This is a genomic window from Flavobacterium davisii (assembly GCF_042182265.1).
GTDB classification, from domain to species: domain Bacteria; phylum Bacteroidota; class Bacteroidia; order Flavobacteriales; family Flavobacteriaceae; genus Flavobacterium; species Flavobacterium davisii.
Window position 1 is genome coordinate 1,892,595 of sequence record NZ_CP097869.1, and the last position, 18,674, is coordinate 1,911,268.

The 18,674-nt window shown below is 31.9% G+C and carries 20 protein-coding genes; 16 read left to right on the plus strand and 4 right to left on the minus strand.

Annotated features, from left to right (window positions below; all coding sequences use genetic code 11):
- Positions 1–261 precede the first annotated feature (261 nt).
- Together NAB20_RS07855 and NAB20_RS07860 are read left to right on the plus strand one after the other, a co-directional pair.
- Positions 262–5,529: an AHH domain-containing protein gene (locus NAB20_RS07855; protein WP_375604905.1), complete on the plus strand. Its 5,268-nt coding sequence runs from the start codon at positions 262–264 to the stop codon at positions 5,527–5,529.
- A gap of 1 nt (position 5,530) precedes the next feature.
- Positions 5,531–6,220, plus strand: a complete 690-nt coding sequence (locus tag NAB20_RS07860; protein ID WP_375604906.1) for a hypothetical protein — start codon at positions 5,531–5,533, stop codon at positions 6,218–6,220.
- Between the two features lie 214 nt (positions 6,221–6,434).
- Here the strand turns inward: NAB20_RS07860 and NAB20_RS07865 are convergent, their stop codons facing one another.
- Positions 6,435–6,845: a transposase gene (locus NAB20_RS07865; RefSeq protein WP_375604907.1), complete on the minus strand. Its 411-nt coding sequence runs from the start codon at positions 6,843–6,845 to the stop codon at positions 6,435–6,437.
- Positions 6,846–6,896: 51 nt separating this feature from the next.
- On the opposite strand from NAB20_RS07865, the gene NAB20_RS07870 reads away from it, so the two are divergent.
- The 8 genes from NAB20_RS07870 to NAB20_RS07905 all read left to right on the plus strand — a co-directional run bounded on the left by NAB20_RS07870 (position 6,897) and on the right by NAB20_RS07905 (position 11,415).
- A complete protein-coding gene (locus tag NAB20_RS07870; protein ID WP_235878313.1) occupies positions 6,897–7,139 on the plus strand; it encodes a hypothetical protein in 243 nt (80 codons plus the stop codon).
- A 263-nt stretch (positions 7,140–7,402) separates the two neighbouring features.
- Positions 7,403–7,603 carry a hypothetical protein gene (locus NAB20_RS07875; RefSeq protein WP_375605778.1) on the plus strand — a complete coding sequence of 67 codons (201 nt, stop codon included), beginning with the start codon at positions 7,403–7,405 and terminating at the stop codon, positions 7,601–7,603.
- A gap of 4 nt (positions 7,604–7,607) precedes the next feature.
- Positions 7,608–8,000, plus strand: a complete 393-nt coding sequence (locus NAB20_RS07880) for a hypothetical protein (protein WP_375604908.1) — start codon at positions 7,608–7,610, stop codon at positions 7,998–8,000.
- 656 nt (positions 8,001–8,656) lie between these two features.
- The gene (locus NAB20_RS07885) at positions 8,657–9,091 is read left to right on the plus strand and encodes a DNA/RNA non-specific endonuclease (protein WP_375604909.1); all 435 of its coding nucleotides are present in this window, start codon (positions 8,657–8,659) and stop codon (positions 9,089–9,091) included.
- A 2-nt stretch (positions 9,092–9,093) separates the two neighbouring features.
- Positions 9,094–9,792, plus strand: coding sequence for a hypothetical protein (locus NAB20_RS07890; protein ID WP_375604910.1), 699 nt, complete (start codon positions 9,094–9,096; stop codon positions 9,790–9,792).
- Positions 9,793–9,872: 80 nt separating this feature from the next.
- Complete coding sequence (locus NAB20_RS07895; RefSeq protein ID WP_375604911.1) at positions 9,873–10,253, plus strand: hypothetical protein; 381 nt, start codon at positions 9,873–9,875, stop codon at positions 10,251–10,253.
- A gap of 201 nt (positions 10,254–10,454) precedes the next feature.
- Entirely contained in the window at positions 10,455–10,991 is a 537-nt protein-coding gene (locus tag NAB20_RS07900; protein ID WP_375604912.1) for a deaminase domain-containing protein, read from the plus strand.
- A gap of 1 nt (position 10,992) precedes the next feature.
- On the plus strand, positions 10,993–11,415 hold the full coding sequence (locus tag NAB20_RS07905) for a hypothetical protein (RefSeq protein WP_375604913.1): 423 nt from the start codon (positions 10,993–10,995) through the stop codon (positions 11,413–11,415).
- Between the two features lie 546 nt (positions 11,416–11,961).
- Here the strand turns inward: NAB20_RS07905 and NAB20_RS07910 are convergent.
- A complete protein-coding gene (locus NAB20_RS07910; protein ID WP_375604914.1) occupies positions 11,962–12,414 on the minus strand; it encodes a hypothetical protein in 453 nt (150 codons plus the stop codon).
- A gap of 604 nt (positions 12,415–13,018) precedes the next feature.
- Between NAB20_RS07910 and NAB20_RS07915 the strand changes: the two genes are divergently transcribed.
- The 6 genes from NAB20_RS07915 (at position 13,019) to NAB20_RS07940 (ending at position 17,698) form a co-directional block, all read left to right on the plus strand.
- Positions 13,019–13,252, plus strand: a complete 234-nt coding sequence (locus NAB20_RS07915) for a thioredoxin family protein (protein WP_127823629.1) — start codon at positions 13,019–13,021, stop codon at positions 13,250–13,252.
- A gap of 283 nt (positions 13,253–13,535) precedes the next feature.
- Positions 13,536–14,861, plus strand: coding sequence for an IS110 family transposase (locus NAB20_RS07920; RefSeq protein ID WP_375604915.1), 1,326 nt, complete (start codon positions 13,536–13,538; stop codon positions 14,859–14,861).
- A 335-nt stretch (positions 14,862–15,196) separates the two neighbouring features.
- Positions 15,197–15,460, plus strand: coding sequence for a DUF2024 family protein (locus NAB20_RS07925; protein WP_105195238.1), 264 nt, complete (start codon positions 15,197–15,199; stop codon positions 15,458–15,460).
- Entirely contained in the window at positions 15,460–15,816 is a 357-nt protein-coding gene (locus NAB20_RS07930) for a gamma-glutamylcyclotransferase family protein (protein ID WP_105195237.1), read from the plus strand. The genes NAB20_RS07925 and NAB20_RS07930 overlap by 1 nt, the downstream gene beginning before the upstream one ends.
- A gap of 543 nt (positions 15,817–16,359) precedes the next feature.
- Complete coding sequence (locus NAB20_RS07935) at positions 16,360–16,746, plus strand: hypothetical protein (RefSeq protein WP_375604916.1); 387 nt, start codon at positions 16,360–16,362, stop codon at positions 16,744–16,746.
- 58 nt (positions 16,747–16,804) lie between these two features.
- Entirely contained in the window at positions 16,805–17,698 is an 894-nt protein-coding gene (locus tag NAB20_RS07940) for a transposase (RefSeq protein ID WP_375604917.1), read from the plus strand.
- Positions 17,699–17,874: 176 nt separating this feature from the next.
- On the opposite strand, the gene NAB20_RS07945 is transcribed toward NAB20_RS07940, so the two are convergent.
- Positions 17,875–18,339 carry an SMI1/KNR4 family protein gene (locus tag NAB20_RS07945; RefSeq protein ID WP_375604918.1) on the minus strand — a complete coding sequence of 155 codons (465 nt, stop codon included), beginning with the start codon at positions 18,337–18,339 and terminating at the stop codon, positions 17,875–17,877.
- Between the two features lie 43 nt (positions 18,340–18,382).
- Positions 18,383–18,562 carry a deaminase domain-containing protein gene (locus NAB20_RS07950; RefSeq protein ID WP_375604919.1) on the minus strand — a complete coding sequence of 60 codons (180 nt, stop codon included), beginning with the start codon at positions 18,560–18,562 and terminating at the stop codon, positions 18,383–18,385.
- Positions 18,563–18,674 lie beyond the last annotated feature (112 nt).

Here is an 18,674-nt window from a genome sequence, read left to right on the forward strand (position 1 = left end):
TTTAGAATTTTTAGATTATTTGGATTCTTTTGATTTTGAAAAATCTTTGCGCCCTTTGCGATTAAGGTTTCACAGAGTCGCACGAAGTTTCCACAGAGTCACACAAAGTAAAAAAACTTTGCGATCCTAGTGCCTTCATTGCGCTCTTTTCGGTTAAGAAGAATTAAAAATATACAAGAAACTTGAGTGTGCTTTGTGCCTTTTTTGTGCTCTTTCTGGTTAAAAAAATCACCCTTATTAGTTAAATAAAAAAACAATTAAATGATAAAGTTAAGACATCTTTTTAGTATCCTATTTTTGTTCCTAAGCAGTTTAGGATGGGCACAACTCTATCCCGTACAGGTTAATAGTACCGTTTTGCCTCCTTATTTATCTACCTTGTCTAGTTATGCCACTACGGCAAATCAAAAATATTTAGTCAATATTTATACCTCCGATTTGAATGTCGTGCACCGTCAAGTGCGCTTAAAACTCTATATTGAAGGCAATGGAATTCAAGCACAATCAGTACCTGTAGTATTGGGAGCTAATAATTTGTTTATTAACGGAGGTGAAACCTTACAACTTTCTAATATTGATCTAGCACCTTATTTTCAATTAGAAAATCTCACAGGCATCAATCAAAACCAGTATAGTGGCACACTCCCACAAGGCAACTATAAGTACTGCGTTGAGGTGTATGATTTTATAACCAACCAGCGAATTTCTCAAAAATCGTGTACCTTTTATTATTTTGTATATAATGAACCCCCATTACTCAATACACCTACTCAGCATCAAGTGGTTACTTTTCAAGAACCACAAAATTTGTTTTTTACTTGGACCCCCCGTCATATCAACGCTGTAAATATTGAATATGAATTTGAATTGGTCGAAATACTTGATCAGCAAGTCCCATCCAATCATGCTTTTTTAACCCAAATTCCTTTATATAAAACCACCACACCTACAACGGCATTACTTTATGGTCCTACTGAACCCCAACTTATAGCAGGACGTAAATACGCTTGGCGTGTCAAAGCACTTAGTCAACCTGGTTTTGGTGACAAAGCCGTTTTTAATAACGAGGGCTATAGCGAAATTTTCGATTTCGTTTATCCAGGCAATTGTCAACCACCTAAGTTTGTACTTGCCGTTTCTTTAAACGCTACCCAAACTAAAATTACTTGGCAATCCGACCCTAGTTATCTAGATTATAAAATAGAATACCGAAAAAAAGGAAGTACCACTTGGTATCCTACGGCATATTATAACAACGAAGCCAAAATATACGACCTTGAAGCGGGTGCTACCTACGAATATCGTGTGGGTGGCGAATGTATTGGAGGACTGGTTAATTATACCCCTGTTGACGAATTTACGCAACCGACTAAAGATGCTATTGCCATAAAATGTGGTATGAAACCCAATGTGGATCTGAGTAATGTAGCCCTTTTTCAAGGGGAATTACCAAACGATCAGGTTATTATGGCAGGCGATTTTGCCATCAAGCTGACCGAAGTAAGTGGAAAAGGAGCCTATACAGGCAAAGGTTACGTAAGCGTACCTTATTTGTCCTTTGTAAAAATAGGTGTTGAATTTAAAGATATTAGCATCAATACCGATTTTAAATTGGTAAAAGGTGATATAAAAGCTCTATATGATCCCTCATGGAAAAATATTATAGATGTTGGAAAAATATACGACCAAATAGAGAATGTTTTTGACTACTTCTCTCCCGATATCGAAGAACACCAATTTGAGACTAACTTCGAAATTCCCGATTTGTCACATATTTCGGTAAGTAGCAATGCTATAGTAGTAACTGGTGCCGATGGACAAACGCAAAGCTTTGACCACGATCCCGGCGAATTGGTTGTTATTCGAGATCCTAAAGGGAATGTATATGCTATACCCCAAGGAGGTGATAAGCCTGTAGCGTTAAACGAAGGACAAGCCGCTGGATTTATCCCCAATGCCGAAAATACACAAGGCGTAAGCTCCTCAGGTACCGTTACCAGTTTAGCAGCAATAGCCGCACGGGTTACATTTGAAAGAGCAAAAGAAAGCAAATATGCCGATGATCAAATGCCAACAAAGGCACATCCTGCTATCCAAAAACTATACAAAACCATCCCTGACGGAGCTACTTCATACAACTTATACCACAAAGGAATTCAAAATGATGGTAAAGGAAGTCGTAGTTTTGACTATGTAGAGGCGGTTATAGAAGTTAAAGGTTCAGGTATTAAACCCGAGGAGATTCAATTTAATATCAAAGGAAGTACCGCCAAAAAGATAGGTACTATGGTAATGAAAAACGGCAAGGCTTATCAAACCCTTGAAGTTCCTGTGTATGATAGTTCCGCACCCGTAGAGCTTATGGCATTGTTACCAGGTAAAGACGGTGCCAAAAATCAAGTGCTAGGTGTGGCCAAAATAATTCCTATTAAAATACTTCCTGAGGTCAATTTGACTCTTATACCTGTTAATGATGCGGTACTGCCAACAGGATTACAAGACCAATTGAACGGCATTTATAAAGATGCTGCAGTGCAGTTTAAAGTGACCGTAGCCGCTAATTATACTGTTGCCAAAACCGAAATGGAATGCGGAAAGGATGCCTTATTAGACAAGCTTTCAGAAGACCAAGCCACATTTGTAGAAACCTATCAAAAAACACATCCCGCCGATAAAAATCAGTACTATATTTTTGTGACCTCGGGTATTACACCTAGTCGACCTATATCTGGTTTTATGCCGCGCCATTCGCAATGCGGTTTTGTTTTTGGAGCTCAAAAAGGCGACGATGCTAAAGCAGTATCTAATATAACCGATATCATTGCCCATGAACTCGGACACGGTGTGTTTGAACTCCAACACCCATGGGAGGAGTTTAACACGGGAAGTAAGAATAGTAACACCCCTTGGTTAATGGATTATACCTCGGGGACTAAACTAGCCTATGTACACTGGCAACGTATCAGCCATCCTAAGTTTGGAGTGTATGCTTTGGATAGTAGCGAGCAGGGGGAGTTGGCAGGTGGCTATGCGATTGCTCCTGATTTAACTTTTATTAAAAGTCAATTGAACACTGTTATTTCATCATCAAGATATACTGCGCCACTAGCTACTCTTGGTGGATTTGAGGATAAGTTTAATAATAGAGAAGTCAATTATTTTTGGGATGAAGCCAAAGGTAAGTATATCGCAAAAGTTGATGGGAAAGAAATTGAATATTCTATAAAAATAAAGCCTACAAATGATAAAGATGTCATTTGGTTGTTTTATGATAACGAGCTGAATTGTAATGAGAGAAAGTATATCAAAACAACATATGAATTAATTAAAAATAAAATTAATAGTTTACAAGCATTACAAGCATATGTAGGCACTATAAAAGGCAAAGCTGAATTTAAGAAGAAAGAGGATGACGATAGAAATGTTTATTGGGGCGTTTTACCATGCAATAGTGATTCTAATTCAGGTTCTGAAACAGGTTCAGGTTATGCTAATTATATAAATAATCTTGGAAAAAATGCGAATCAAACTTATTCGCCAGACAATAAACCAGTAAATACTTCAGAAAATCATTTGTTTGATTATACTAAGGTGATTTCTGATGCTGAAAAGCAAAAAGTTTTTTCTGAATTGCAAACTATAAATACTTCTAGTAAGTTGGTTTGCAAAATTTATTTGACAGACACTAAAACACCAGAACAAAAAAAGACTGAAATAGCATCTTATGTTAATGATTTGCCTGGTAAACAAATTGCACTTTGGATTGATTTTGATGCACAAGGTAAAGCGTCTATAAAAACGTTTTTAGGAAAAGAAATTAAAGGAAGAGATGCGGAAGGAACAGGGATATATATAAAATATCTTTCAGCTGTTTTAGCAACTCTTGATTTACCAGAACTCAAATTCAATCCTTTAACAGCATTATTGGACGGAATTGCAGGACTAATTGAAGAAGCAAAAATACCTGAGCGTTTTTATAACCCTGATCATGCACAATACAACCCATTACCCTCAATGGTGTATTCTGTAGCTAGCTTGTCTATTATAAATGACGAAATGGATAAGTTTATGAATACAGGCAATACAGATGTAGTAAAGTATTCACAAAGTCGTATGCAGTTTGCTTTATTATGTGGTGTTTGGAATGGTTTTGTTGAGTTAGTAGCTGGTGTTCCTCAAGGTTTATCTCTTGTGGTTAAAGCAGATGAAGGGCTCATGAATTTGATAACCAATAAAGATAATGCAAGGGCTAAATTTAAAGAAGCATTAAATAAATTCAGTTGGTCTGCATTAGGTAATATGATTGACCAAGAATGGAAAAAGGCAACTGCAAATCCATGTATGGTAAGTCATTTGAGCGGTAAAGTTGTTTTTGTTGTAGCTTCTTGTTTTATTGGAGCAGGTGAAGCCAATATAGCCTCTAAGTTTTTACAAACAGTCGAACGATTGGATGTCATAGGACAAGCAATGGGTAAGTTCGCTAAATTATCGAGTCCAATCGTAAAAGCAGCCTTTAATAAGGCGGGGAAACTAGTAATATTACCACTTGCAAAATTAGAACCACAAATTAGTATTCGTTTGCGAACATTATTTAAAGAAAATGTTCGTCAATTATTGAATCGTACCTCAGATCAAGTAGCATTAAGTTTACATGCTTTAGATGATGGAAATTTTTTATGGGATAATATTGAAGTAAGCCCAGAAGAATTAGCGGAATATTTAACTAAAAAACTGGATCCAAAAATAAAAGGAATTGTACTTTTGTCATGTAATGATTTAGCTAGCGCCAAAGCGCTTGCCCAAGCTACTGGCAAAAAAGTTTATACCACTGATGGTGCTATAACGATCTTTGAAAATGGTATAAAACGTGCTGATAATACCAAATGGTATGAAGTGTCACCAGACGGTACAGCAACAGAACTATCTTCTCCGCCTGTTAAAGAATGTTCGACTTGTACAGGTGAAGGGGTTGAGATGGGGAAACCAAAAGAGTTCATACTAAATACTCCTGAGGATCTATACAAGAAAATAGAATACTATAGACATACTGTTCGTGATGTTTTAGAGACAGAAGAAGCAGTTATTTATGCAAGAAAATACTTTGACAAATATGTTAAAAACCAAAGTTTTGAAGAGTGGTGGGTTTATGCAAAAAAATACAATGTTGCCGATGATCTAAATTTTGAAGTACATCATGTTATTCCTATTAAAGTATTAGAAAAAAATCAAAAATTAAAAGATTTACTTTTCTGGGCTGAAAACAATGGAAAAAGTTTTGAGTTTAATGGATTAGATAATGCAATGCCTTTGCAAAAGAAAAAAGCTGCTATTGATTTGAACGGGCATACAAACCATCCTAAATACGATCAAGCTATGACTGTAAAATTAAATGAGATTCTAGGTAACGATTCTTATTCAGAAATAAGAAAGTTTAACGAAATAAAGAAATTAATAAATAACACTAAAATGAAGCTAGAAAATGATGTTTTATTAGGGAGTAAAGATGTAAATGAAATAATTAATTTATAAAATGAAATATTACAAAATTGCAATTAGAAGTTTTTATGGAGACAGGATAGTTTCAAGCGCAAATTTTATTAATAATCTAAATGAAAATTATTTTAAAAAAATTGGTGATGGAGAAATAATTATTAATGCACCAATTTTTGATTACTTTTTTTTAGAAAGCTTTGATAAAAAAAAATATTGGGATTGGAAATTATTTGATGTTCATCCATTTATTGGTGAATCGAGTAGTATGTTGGGGTCTTTACTTATATCTAAAAGGGCTAAAACAATATTTGATAGATTTAATATCTCAAATCCACATTATTTTTATAGTAGTAACCTAATTTTTGAAAATGATAAATATGATTATTTTATTTTTCAATTTACAGGAAAATTATTATTTAAAGAATTGGCAAAATATATTAGTTTTTCAAAATCAGAGTTTTTAAATCCTGCTTTAAAAACCTTAGTTTCATTTAAAAATATTGATGATTATATTGAAAAAAGTGAAGAGTTATATTTTGAAAAAGATATAGATTTTATAAAAAAAAAAATAGTATTGAATGAGAAGCTAGATTATTTTCCTATGCAAAGTTTTTTTATGGACAATATAGTTTCGGAAAATCTAAAAGAAGCCATTGAAGAAAATAATATTACAGGCTTTGAATTTTCAGAATTAGATTACGAGATAATTATAGATCCATCTCAATAAAAGCAAGCATAACTGTTTTTTTACCTTGTAAAGTATTATTTTTGATTTATGAGTCGTAATTATAAGTTTCCCCTGTCTCGTCCTAAAATAAGTTTACATGTTTATACTTAATCCTAAAATATATTTACAACTCATTTTTAGTCCTACTATTGGTTTACAATAATAGGACTTTTTATATAATAATTCTTCCATAATTTTTCTGTTTTTATACCGTTTAAACTTTGAAAACACTGTAAAAAGCATTCATGTAAAACGGATAGCCTGTTATTGATTTAATTGTTTTATCATCAGATATTTTAATCAATTCTTCCATTTTTTGGTTTAAGTCGTCTAAAGTATCATAAATTTTCATTGCAATTTTATCTTTCATCCATTGCCACATTTTCTCAGCAGGGTTAAGTTCTGGGCAATATGGTGGAATTGGCAAAAGAAATATATTGTCAGGAATTATCACATCCTTTGTGGAATGAAATGCGGCATTATCAATTATCATAATCTTTAACTCTGTTGGCTTGTGATTGCTGAAATCTTCCAGATATTTTACAAATAATTCTTTGCAAACACTTTGTGTTGTCATACAAAAACTCTCACCTGTTATGGGGGAAAAACTTCGGGTCAGAGACATTTTCAGGGGATTTGATTAAATTTGTTTTTTTAATTAATAGCAATCTAATCGATGGATTTGGAATTTATAAAGCATTTTTTACCTGAGGGTTTACTTGATTATTTTGATATTGTAGATTTTAAAGAGTTAGGCGATTTGTCAACTCAAAAAGAGTGTTTCTTTATTTATTTAGACGAAAAGAATACTCTACATTCAGTTGATAATCCTGTTCAATATGAATCAAAAGGTTTTAATGAGAGAACGCTAGTTCAAGATTTCCCCCGCTCCCGCGCGAATCCTTTCGCGTGGCAGTAATAAATGATAAAAATAATCAACTAGCAACTTGAAGTAATCAAACAAAAAATTGATTACATTCACAATAATCCAGTTGCAGAAGAGATAGTGTTTAGACCTGAAGATTACAAATATAGTAGTGCAGTCGATTATTCTGGAGAAAGAGGATTACTGGGAGATATTTGTGTTTTTCAGTTTTTTAAATTGTAAATACCACGCGAAAGGATTCGCGCGGGAGCGGGGTAGGTCAATCCTGGTTTCCGTCCTCTTGGACAAAGCAGGAAATTGATTTAGCTTCAAAATATGTTATTCAAAAAAATCAATCTGCTTATAATAAATTGGCTGATGGTATAGCTATATACGATACATATAAAGGTGTAAGAGTAGGGATTATAAAAACAGATGGTAAATTTGCAACAGTTTTTCCTGATAGTGAATTTCAACCAAATGCTTTAGGACAATTAATAAAGAACCCAAAATATTAATAAAATGAATTTTGATACTAAATCAAAAAATTGTATATTCTCTTTTCGAGATACTGAATTGTTATATTTAGTTCACAATAAACAGAAGCTGCATCCTAATGATTATGCTCACGTGTTGTATTCAAATATTATTGAGACATTATTAATGATAAATGAAATTAAAACGATTGAATTTATTGAAAGCCTAGATAACGAAGATGACTTTGAAGCTGTGTCAAATCATTTTGCTAGATTGAGCGGTGTTTTTCAGAGTACAAATTTTATAAATAAAATCGAAGAGGCTACTGAAAAATATAAAACTAGTAAATATTATAAGTGGATTTTAGATAACATAGTTGAAGCAAAAAATGCTCTTGATGATAACGGAGGATCCCCCAGATACGAAGTGTTCCCATAAAATGCTGCTATGCATTCTATGATAAAAAACAAGTTAGAAATGTTAAAATTAAGATGCAAATTTATAAGTATTTATATATGGAGTTTCTCTGTTGATTACAGCAAAAACTCTGCTTATAAGTTTGCATCTAATGTTATTTAAAACAAGCATCGAGTTTTTACCTTCCATCTTTTTCTTATTATAATATTCTTTCAGTTGTGGGTCATATTTTAAAGCTGTCATAGCCCCTGCGGCTCTAGCGTCTTGTCTAATTTAAACAAAGGCTAGCGCGAGCTTCTAGCTCGTGAACACAAAGAAAATCATTTTTTTACTATTTTTGAAAAATGAGCAGGAAATATAAATTTGGTGATATGACAGGATTAGTTGTGGGTACGAGCTAGAAGCTCGCACTAGCGAACGTAAAAGATTCTTGCGCCAGGGGGGATGATGTCTTACAGAATCTTGAAAATACTTTAGGTGGCAGTAAGCTTGCTGAATTACTTGAAATTACCAAACAATTACCAAGTACTTGGACAATTAAAAGAATAGAAGGAAAATTAGTTTTAGTTGATAAAGAAGGAAAACAATGGGCAGAGATTCTGAATAATGAAATACGCGCTACAGCGGGGGATGCTGGACAGGGATGGAATAAATTTCTTAACGTTGCACCGCCATTGATGAAGAACTTCCGATATGTAGTTGATAATGGTAGATATGTTTTTGAAACTGATGAATTGGGAAGAGTTAATAAAGCTATAATGGAAGACATAGACTTCACTACTAGAGCAAGAAATGAAACCTATCAGCAAGAGACTAAATTAGTAAAAGATGGTTATTCAAATGATGATGGTGGGCATATTTTTAGAAATGAGTGGGGAGGACCAAGTGAGCAGATAAACTATTTTTCTCAAAGTCCTACGCAAAATAGAGCTGGAGGAGATTGGTATAATATGGAACAGGAAATATCTTCACTTAAGAGAAATAATCCTAGTTCAATATATAAAGCAGAAATGGTTTTCGTTTTTGCAGGTAGCTCAAAACGACCTATAAGTATGCGTGTAAGATTATCAGAAAATGGAGCTGTTAAGAAAAACTATTTAATTTCAAATTAATTATGGAAGAAGTATTAGTTATTATAAATAAATTTTTCAAAGAAAAAGTTTGGGATAAAATTTTAATTGAAATAAATTTTACTGAAGCAGGTGGTTATGAACCAAAACTTACAGTAATTAAATGCGGTGAAAAATATTTATGGGGAGAGTTTGAATTGTTTGACATAGCTGATATAATACATAAAAAGCAAAAAGAAATATTAGATACATCAGAAAAATTTAACAAGGCAAAAATTGAGATTTATCCCGATGGAAAATTTTTAGAACATTACTGGTGGGATTCTGGTCTACAAAAGCAAAACCTTTTAAGTTATGCACAAGTATTTTATCAATGGGCAAATGACAGAATGATGTCTATGATATTTGAGTATGAGAAAGATAATAATTTGTTACCAACACAATATGATAATGATGGAGATTTAGAATACTTGAGTTCTTGGGATGGTGGAGTGTTTACTTTTTACATTAATAAAAATAATGAATTGGAGTATAAAATAGTCCTTATCAAAGATGGAGTTGAAAGAGTCTCGGAAATGCCATTGAAAGATTATTTTATCGAAGGTGTTTTAGAGCATCATAAAATAACAAATACTGAACTTTTAGATGTTTGGAAGCCTTGGAATACGTTAATAATTAGGTCTCCTCATACAAGTATACCGTATGATACAGTGGGCAAATATGTGGAGTATAAAACTGTCTAGATGCCCCGCTCCCGCGCGAATCCTTTCGCGTGGCAGTAATTGTCTCGTCCTAAAATAAGTTTACACAAAAGTGTAAAATTATGGAAAGATATTCAGTAGAATATTCTACAAAGTGGCAATCAAGATATTCAGAAGAATTTAAAAGATTTGTTTGTAATGATTATCTAACTGGTTCAATGACCAAAAAAGAAGTTGAGTTAAAGCATAATCTTGGTAATGGTCGACTTACTTATTGGTTAAGAGAAAGAGGTTTTGATCTTTTAAAAACAAGAATTGTATCTTTACCTGATATGAAATCAGTTAAAATCAACACAAACGAAAAAGACTCTCAAAAGTCGATTACTGAACTTGAAAAAGAACTTCAAGAAGCAAAACTTTTAGCTGAGGCTTATCGTAGAATGATAGAAATTGCTGAAAAAGAGTTTAAAATCAATATTGTAAAAAAGTCCAATACCAAGTAATTCAGGAGATGAAAAACCGCACTTGCCCAAGCTACTGGTAAAAAAGTTTATACCACTGATGGTGCTATAACGATCTTTGAAAATGGTATAAAACGTGCTGATAATACCAAATGGTATGAAGTATCACCAGAAGGTACAGCAACAGAACTATCTTCTCCGCCTGTTAAAGAATGTTCGACTTGTACAGGTGAAGGGGTTGAGATGGGGAAACCAACTAGCTTAATGGAAGGGAAAAACGTATTTAGAGGTTTTAGTTCTGATTATGCAAAAGCTAAAATAACTTTTAAGCAATTTAGAGAAGGAAGATTATATGAATTAAAAAAGCAATTCTCGGGACAACAGCTTTTAGAGCAAATTCAACAGTTTGATAAAAGAAATTTAGCTTATTTTGAAGGCAAGATTGATAATGTGAATTTAGATTCAAATGATATTAAAATAAGTGGGTCTAAGTATGAAGGAGAATCTATTTTTGATGCATATAAAGTAGATAAAGACGGTGGAATAGGAACAGATGGAGCTTGGAGTAGAGAGTTTGATACAGAATATGTAGGTTTGAGTGAAATTGCTGGCAAGTTAGGAGGTAAAAAAGGACAAAAGTTTCCTAGTGTTAAAGGGCAGATTATAATTTCTTCTGAGCTCCCATATTGTATTTCTTGTCAAGGAGTAATTCAGGATTTTGCAACCATGTTTCCAAATGTAAAAGTTTATCTTGTTGATGGAATAAAAGCCGTAAAATGACATGACATATATAGATAAGGATACAGTGCCAAACTGTAAGATAGAAGAGAAAAAGTTTGAATGGGGAGAACCTTATAATATTTATACACCTATTTTTAACTTAATAGATTTATCAAGTTCTAGATTAGAAAACTCTATAAAATTATTTGGAGAAAATAATTTTAAACATCAGCTTTTATTAATGTATAATACAATTAATAATTATGATGAATTTGAGAAGATTGTAAACTATGGAGGAGAACAGTTTAATAGAAATGCGATATTAGAATTAATTAATTCATATTTAAAAAAAAATGAAAATCTGGTATCTCCTTGGGATAAATATAACATAGGTTTAGATGAGAATGACTATTTGAGATTTATTGAAGGGGAAATACAAGATAGGTTATATTATATAGCCCCCGATAGTCAAAGCATTAAGTAGTCTTAGGCTAGAGCGTGCTTCAAGCTCGGCCCCATAATATTGCGCAGTCAAGTTAAGAACCACAATCAGTAGAAAGCTTGTGGTTTTTGTTTGTCTAAAATCTAATGAGTCGGGAATATAAATTCCATAAAAAAAGTGTTTATTGTGTAAGTTTAACTACTATTAATTGGCTAGATGTATTTTCAAGAGTTTTGTATTTTGCAATAATAAAGGCTCCCCGCTCCCGCGCGAATCCTTTCGCGTGGCAGTAATAAATGATAAAAATAATCAACTAGCAACTTGAAGTAATCAAACAAAAAATTGATTACATTCATAACAATCCAGTTGCGGAAGGAATAGTGTTTAGACCTGAAGATTACAAATATAGTAGTGCAGTCGATTATTCTGGTGAAAGAGGATTACTGGAAGATATATGTGTTTTTCAGTTTTTTAAGTTGTAATTACCACGCGAAAGGATTCGCGCGGGAGCGGGGGGGTGAGTTTTAGTTTCTTTTGAATAAGGTAAGTCGAAAAAAACTTCAATAATGTCTCCTTTATTAAAGCTCATTAACAAGAAAGTAAATTATGAATATTTGATGAGCTCATTTTAACAACTCCCTTTTTTAATTCTTCATCAGTTTTTATTACTGGGACTGATTGGTATACTTTTTTATGAAGTTTACTTTCTATTTTGTACAAGCATTTAAGCATATACTTGAAATTATCTTTAAGTTCAGTGTTATCGTAAAAATTTTTAGAACTCATTTTTTCAGAAAGCACTTCAAATTTTGATATGATTTTTTTTGTATCCTTAAGAATTTTTTCTGATTCAGATATGTTTAAAGCATCTAAATGCATAATTGCACCTTCCATTGATAAAATAAAAGTGATAATATCTTTGTTAAAGTTACTAATTACTCTCTTTTTAAGGAATTGTAAAAATCGTGTAATTAAAGACACCCTGTTCGCTTCGTTAACGACAGTCTGTGCCATGTTTTCTATGTTAATTGTCAAATACATAATTACAATTTATACAACTAATTACGTTTCAAAAATAAACAATTTTATCTAAAAAATGAGTTAAATTGTTTTAATCCTTTTTAGTGTCTCAGTTTGGACAAGCTGTTGTGCAACTCACAAATAGTCAAGTCCAATCATAAGTTTATTTATTTGCTAAAAAACATTTCTGTATTGTTCTTATCAAAAATAGAAAAATTTATTTAGAGCGTGTTCGATGGAGTGATGATTTTCCATAAGCTTTGGTCGGTTTATGAGTGAATGAAAGTAATACTTGTGCGATTAGAGGTAAAAGCACATTATTAGTACTATATGGTTCTCGAATTACTTTCCTTAAGTGTCTATTCTTTGGTCGATAATAAGATTGCGACTTTTTATAATAACTGAATTGAATACAGAAAAAGAATACTTTTTAGATTCCAATAGTATTCTTTCTTTCGAATAAATTACGAAATCGAAATCTATATTTTAGATGTTTGTAAGTAAATTCTGTTTTTTTTAACTCTAAAATCAATTGTAAAGTTAAAAAATGAAAAAAAACATTGTATAATTAGGATTCCTAACTATATTTGTACAGCAATAATGCAAAAAAATAAAAATGAATAAAATGGAAAAATCAATTTTTTATCATGCAGGTTGTCCTGTTTGTGTTAGTGTAGAGCACGATATTGTAAATCTTATAGGAGAAAATAATGTCGAAATTGTACATCTAGGAGAAGATCGTAATCGTATTGAAGAAGCAGAAAAAGCAGGCGTAAAGTCAGTACCTGCTTTACTTACAGTAAATGGAAATGTGCTTCATATAAACTTTGGGGCTACTTTAGCTGATGTAAAAGGCTAATTCTTTCGCCTTAATAATTTAGGATTCCTAATTATTAAGGCTTTTTTAACCCAGATTTCAAGAAAGTATTGTTCTTTGACAAATGAGAGCTAACTTGCACTTGCGAGCGAAGCCTATGTATAAAATGGTGAATTTATCCCCTCCCAGATTTTGGCTGAAATGTAAAAAGGCTTCCATTTGGAAGCCCTTTGAGACAATCAATGATGAAACACCATGTTATCTCGTATAGAATAATTTAAGCAAAGATATTACATTTCCTCGCATTTTAATAAAAAGATATTTTATGAAAAGTTTCGAAAAAATGCAAATTGTAAATCCCAATGCTGCAGGAATTGATGTTGGGTCACGTTCTCATTTTGTAGCCATAGGACAGGATGAAAATCAAATCAGAGAATTTAATGTTTATCAATCAGGATTATGCGCTTTGGTAGCTTATCTTCAAGAGAACAAGATTCGTAGTGTTGCTTTGGAGTCCACAGGGAGTTATTGGCAATCTTTGTTTATGATCTTGCAGGGAAATGGTTTTGAAGTTCTTTTGGTTCAAGGGACTCAAACAAAAAACCTCAAAGCAAAGACAGATGTGAAAGATGCACAATGGATACAGAAACTTCATTCTTTAGGGTTATTACGAGGTTCTTTTTTGCCCTCTGAAACCACTTTGCAGATAAGAACACTTCATAGACATCGTTCTAGTTTGATTGAACAAAGTTCAGGCTTTGTAAACAAAATGCAAAAAGCATTACGTTTAATGAACTTCAGACTCGACGTTGTGATAAGTGACATCACAGGAGTTTCTGGAATAAGAGTAATTGAGATGATACTATCAGGTGAAACTTCAGGTGAAAAATTAGCTGAATATTGCGACAAACGAGTTAAAAAAAGCAAAGAAGAAATAGCCGACGCTTTACAAGGTAAAATAAACAATGAATACCTACATGAGCTTTCCGATTGTTATGATATTTACAGACTTATTCAAGATAAAATAAAAAACACCGATACTCGTATTGATCAAGTGCTGAAAAATCAAACCAGAGAAATTGTTTTATCAGAAGATATCGAATTGGTAAAGAAACAGAATAAAGGGAAAAACCAACCCAAATTTGATGTACAGAAATATAGTTTAAAACTTTTTGGAGTAGATATCTTTGCTATAGAATCAGTTTGCTCAGGAACCGTTACTAGTTTTTTAGCCGAAATAGGCACCGATATATATAAATTCAAGACCTCCAAGCAATTTGTGAATTGGCTCAGGTTAGCTCCAAATAATAAAATTAGTGGAGGTAAGGTTTTGAGTAGCAGAACTCCAAAAGGGAAAAATAAATTTGCATTGACATTAAGAAATGCGGCAAATACAATTGAAAGAAAAAAAGAAGGTTACCTCGTTATGTTCTTTAAAAGGATTTCTTTTAAAAAAGGAAGAGGTGCTGCAATTACAGCAACAGCAAGAAAAATAGCAGTTATAATTTGGAATATGATAGTCAAAAAACAACATTATATACCAATAAATACAGACCAATATATTCAAGAAATGAAGAATAAAAAAACGATACAAATTAAAAAAATGATTAAAAAATACGGAATCGAAACTACTTCTTTATCAATTCCTTAAATTAAGTTAGATAGAATTACGCATTAGACTTGGTTGTGAAACAAAAATTTTCAATAAATTCAAGTGCTCACGGAAAATTTTAGAAGAAGAAATAATGAACTATTTTGATGATTAAAATTTGAGTAGGTGCTTGAATTTGAAGAAAAATAAAGTGGAATAGATTTACTTCGTCTATTTGCTACGCTCGGGTCTAATGCGTAATCTGGGTTTAAAGTAAAGTAGTTACTTACTTTGTAAAAAAAGTAATCTTGTTCTTGTAAAATTTTAAATGATAAGTAATAACTCATTTATTTTTTATCATTTGATGAAATTAACTAACATAAAAAAGAATGTAAATGAAAGTAGCAGTTTGGGATACCTATGTAACAAAAAAAGAAGGAAGTATTATGCACTTTGATATAATCGTGCCGCAAGAGATGATAACAGATACAACGACCATTTATAATTATGGTAAAGAATATTTAAAGAGTAAAGGTCAAGAAGGACAAAGTTTAACTTCAAAAGAATGTAAATTTTGTCATGTAGAATATCTTCAACCTATATGGGAAGAAGAAATAAATAAAAAAGGATATTTTATAATAGAAATAGAAAATTGTTAATGAAAAATACTACGCATTTACTTTTTTCTTATGGTACTTTACAATTAGAAAAAGTTCAACTTGAAAATTATGGAAGACTTTTAGTTGGAACACAAGATGTATTAAAAGGTTATAAAATTGAAAATTTACAAATAACAGATACAGATGTTTTAGTAAAAAGTGATTTAGAATATCATCCTATAGCTCTAAAGACAGGCGTTGAAACCGATTGTATTAAAGGGATAATTTATGAAATATCGAATATTGAATTAGAGGAAACAGATAAATATGAAGTAGCTGAGTATCATAGGATATTAGAAACTTTTGAATCGGGTAAAAAGGCTTGGGTATATGTGGCATGTCATAATAAAAGATAATATAAAAGTATTTTTAAAAATTTATATAGAGATTAAATGGTATATTCAGTATTTAATCCAAATTCTACATTAGAAAGGATCAAGAACAAAAGTTGAGGATTAAGGAAAGATTGGATAATCTGAATAATAAGAAATCTATATTTCTTACCTCTCTAAACTGATTTTTAAAGGCTTTTATTTTTGCATTAAACCCAGATTCCGCATTAGACTTCGTTGTGAAACAAAATTTTTCAATAAATTCAAGTGCTCACGGAAAATTTTATAAGAAGAAATGGTGAACTATTTTGATGATTAAAATTTGAGTACGTGCTTGAATTTGAAGAAAAATAAAGTGGAATAGATTTACTTTGTCTATTCGCTACGCTCGGGTCTAATGCGTAATCTGGATTAAATATATAGTTCTATTTGATCAATTCCATAAGCAATAGAAATTTCTAAAATTTATTGATTTTACAAAAGTCAAATTTTAGACATAAAAACGGGTCAGAGATATTTTCAGGGGATTTGATTAAATTTGTTTTTTAATTAATAGCAATCTAATCGATGGATTTGGAATTTATAAAGCATTTTTTACCTGAGGGTTTACTTGATTATTTTGATATTGTAGATTTTAAAGAGTTAGGCGATTTGTCAACTCAAAAAGAGTGTTTCTTTATTTATTTAGACGAAAAGAATACTCTACATTCAGTTGATAATCCTGTTCAATATGAATCAAAAGGTTTTAATGAGAGAACGCTAGTTCAAGATTTCCCTATTCGTGGAAAGGCAGTGTATTTAGGAATTCGAACCAGACGTTGGCGAGAAAAAGTGAATAAATCTAAAGAGGTGAAAAACGATTATTCTTTTGTAGCTGAGGGTTCAAAATTAACTACTGAACTCTCCGTTTTTTTAAAAGGTACAGGTCGAGACCCGAGAAGATACGATAAGTAATATAGCTAGTTACTATGGTGTAAAGAGCTACATCCTTCAACGGCACTATAAGAAAAAAGTGAGCGGATTTAATGAATGGGAGCAAAAAAATCATGCTGAGGATTATTTGATTTATCCTCAAAATATTGGTCAACATATCAGTATAGATGAAGTTAGTTTGTCAAAAGGAGAACTCTATACTTACTTAACCAATAAAAAAGGAAGAGGTAAAAAAGGAACTCTTATTGCTTCGATATCAGGCACAAAAAGTCAGGATATTATAGATGTCATTCTTAAAATCCCATTAGAAAAAAGACAGTTAGTTAAGGAAATAACTTTGGATATGGCTAGTAATATGAATCTCGTTGTAAAAATCTGTTTTCCTAATGTCAATATCGTTACAGACCGTTTTCATGTGGTAAAATTAGTAACCCAAGCATTACAACACATTAGAATAGAGTATCGTTGGGAGGAAATAAAGAAAGAAAATCAAGCTATAAAAGAGGCGAAAGATAAAGGTGAAAAATACAAACCATTTACCTTTGAAAATGGAGATAGTCCAAAACAACTTTTGGCAAGAAGTAGGTATATAATAACCAAATTGCCAACAGACTGGACAAAAAATCAAAGAGCGAGAGCTAAGTTGTTATTTGAATCTTATCCAAAATTAGAAGAGGCTTACAAGCATTGTATGGAGTTTAGAGCGATATATGAAACAACTTCAAAAATCATAGCAAAGGAAAAAATAGAACAATGGATTGGAAAAACTAAATCACTGAATTTTACTCATTTTAATATTGCTTCAAATAGTATTAAAAACCATCTAGAAACAATTATAAACTTCTTTAACAATAGAAGCACTAATGCAAATGCAGAATCTTTTAATTCTAAAATAAAACTCTTTAGAGCGAATCTTAGAGGTGTTACAGATATTAAATTTTTCTTGTTTAGACTGGAAAAATTATTTGCTTAAATCAAACTAATCCCCAAAAAAATATGTGAGCCAAAAAAATATGTGAGCCGTAATTTATATTCCCGACTCATTAGATTTTAGACAAACAAAAAACCACAAGCTTTCTACTGATTGTGGTTCTTAACTTGGTTGTGCAATATTATGGGTACGAGCTTAAAGCTCGCACGAGCCTAAGATTACTTAATACTCGGACTATCTGGGCTTTTTACTATCTTATTATATCTTTCTAAAACAAAATCTGTAAAACTATCATTTAGTTTTCTAATAACTGGTGTATCGTTTATATCAAACGCATATACAGGTGGATTCTCGTTGCCTTCCTCTATTGGAACATAAAAAAATGTATCTTGAAAATTAAAAAACGGTAGTATATTTTTCAACTCTGATAATTCAATGCCTTCACTTCTGTATTTTTCTATCCACTCGTAAATCCATTCTTTCAATTTTACTAATTCTTTCGTGCCATGTTCATCCGAATATTCATAAAAATTCGTCTTCTCACCCATTAATAATAAATATTCTCTTAATGCCAAAGGAATTTTAAACCCCAAGTCATTTTCAGCTAAATGAATAGACTCATTATTAGAACCTTCTATTACCAAATTAGTATTTGCGCTATCTATAAAATTTATAAACTTCATTTCTACTTAAATGATTTTGATGTTGTAGTGATAATTTCCAAATCTACTTTAGGAACATTTTTTTAAATTCTTTAATAACATTAGCACATGAACCACAAGGGCATAGTTGCGTATACAGTTTAATCTCACCTTCAATACTATTAAATACCTGATTGGCTGTGTTTGGTTTTGCTCCATTTTTCAAAGCAAACTCTTCCAAAAGTTTTACTTCTGTATCGTTCACTCTATTTAATCCATCAACGATTGAAGTATGTTGTTCAAAAACAGAACTGCCTTGTTTTGGATGTACAGCACCTGGAAGAGAAATTATCTGATAACCTCTAAAAGTTTTTATG

Coding starts and splice junctions, on each gene's coding strand:
- NAB20_RS07855 (WP_375604905.1), top strand. CDS start 262: ATGATAAAGTTAAGACATCTTTTTAGTATCCTATTTTTGTTCCTAAGC.
- NAB20_RS07860 (WP_375604906.1), top strand. CDS start 5,531: ATGAAATATTACAAAATTGCAATTAGAAGTTTTTATGGAGACAGGATA.
- NAB20_RS07865 (WP_375604907.1), bottom strand. CDS start 6,845: ATGTCTCTGACCCGAAGTTTTTCCCCCATAACAGGTGAGAGTTTTTGT.
- NAB20_RS07870 (WP_235878313.1), top strand. CDS start 6,897: ATGGATTTGGAATTTATAAAGCATTTTTTACCTGAGGGTTTACTTGAT.
- NAB20_RS07880 (WP_375604908.1), top strand. CDS start 7,608: ATGAATTTTGATACTAAATCAAAAAATTGTATATTCTCTTTTCGAGAT.
- NAB20_RS07885 (WP_375604909.1), top strand. CDS start 8,657: ATGAAGAACTTCCGATATGTAGTTGATAATGGTAGATATGTTTTTGAA.
- NAB20_RS07890 (WP_375604910.1), top strand. CDS start 9,094: ATGGAAGAAGTATTAGTTATTATAAATAAATTTTTCAAAGAAAAAGTT.
- NAB20_RS07895 (WP_375604911.1), top strand. CDS start 9,873: ATGGAAAGATATTCAGTAGAATATTCTACAAAGTGGCAATCAAGATAT.
- NAB20_RS07900 (WP_375604912.1), top strand. CDS start 10,455: ATGGGGAAACCAACTAGCTTAATGGAAGGGAAAAACGTATTTAGAGGT.
- NAB20_RS07905 (WP_375604913.1), top strand. CDS start 10,993: ATGACATATATAGATAAGGATACAGTGCCAAACTGTAAGATAGAAGAG.
- NAB20_RS07910 (WP_375604914.1), bottom strand. CDS start 12,414: ATGTATTTGACAATTAACATAGAAAACATGGCACAGACTGTCGTTAAC.
- NAB20_RS07915 (WP_127823629.1), top strand. CDS start 13,019: ATGGAAAAATCAATTTTTTATCATGCAGGTTGTCCTGTTTGTGTTAGT.
- NAB20_RS07920 (WP_375604915.1), top strand. CDS start 13,536: ATGAAAAGTTTCGAAAAAATGCAAATTGTAAATCCCAATGCTGCAGGA.
- NAB20_RS07925 (WP_105195238.1), top strand. CDS start 15,197: ATGAAAGTAGCAGTTTGGGATACCTATGTAACAAAAAAAGAAGGAAGT.
- NAB20_RS07930 (WP_105195237.1), top strand. CDS start 15,460: ATGAAAAATACTACGCATTTACTTTTTTCTTATGGTACTTTACAATTA.
- NAB20_RS07935 (WP_375604916.1), top strand. CDS start 16,360: ATGGATTTGGAATTTATAAAGCATTTTTTACCTGAGGGTTTACTTGAT.
- NAB20_RS07945 (WP_375604918.1), bottom strand. CDS start 18,339: ATGAAGTTTATAAATTTTATAGATAGCGCAAATACTAATTTGGTAATA.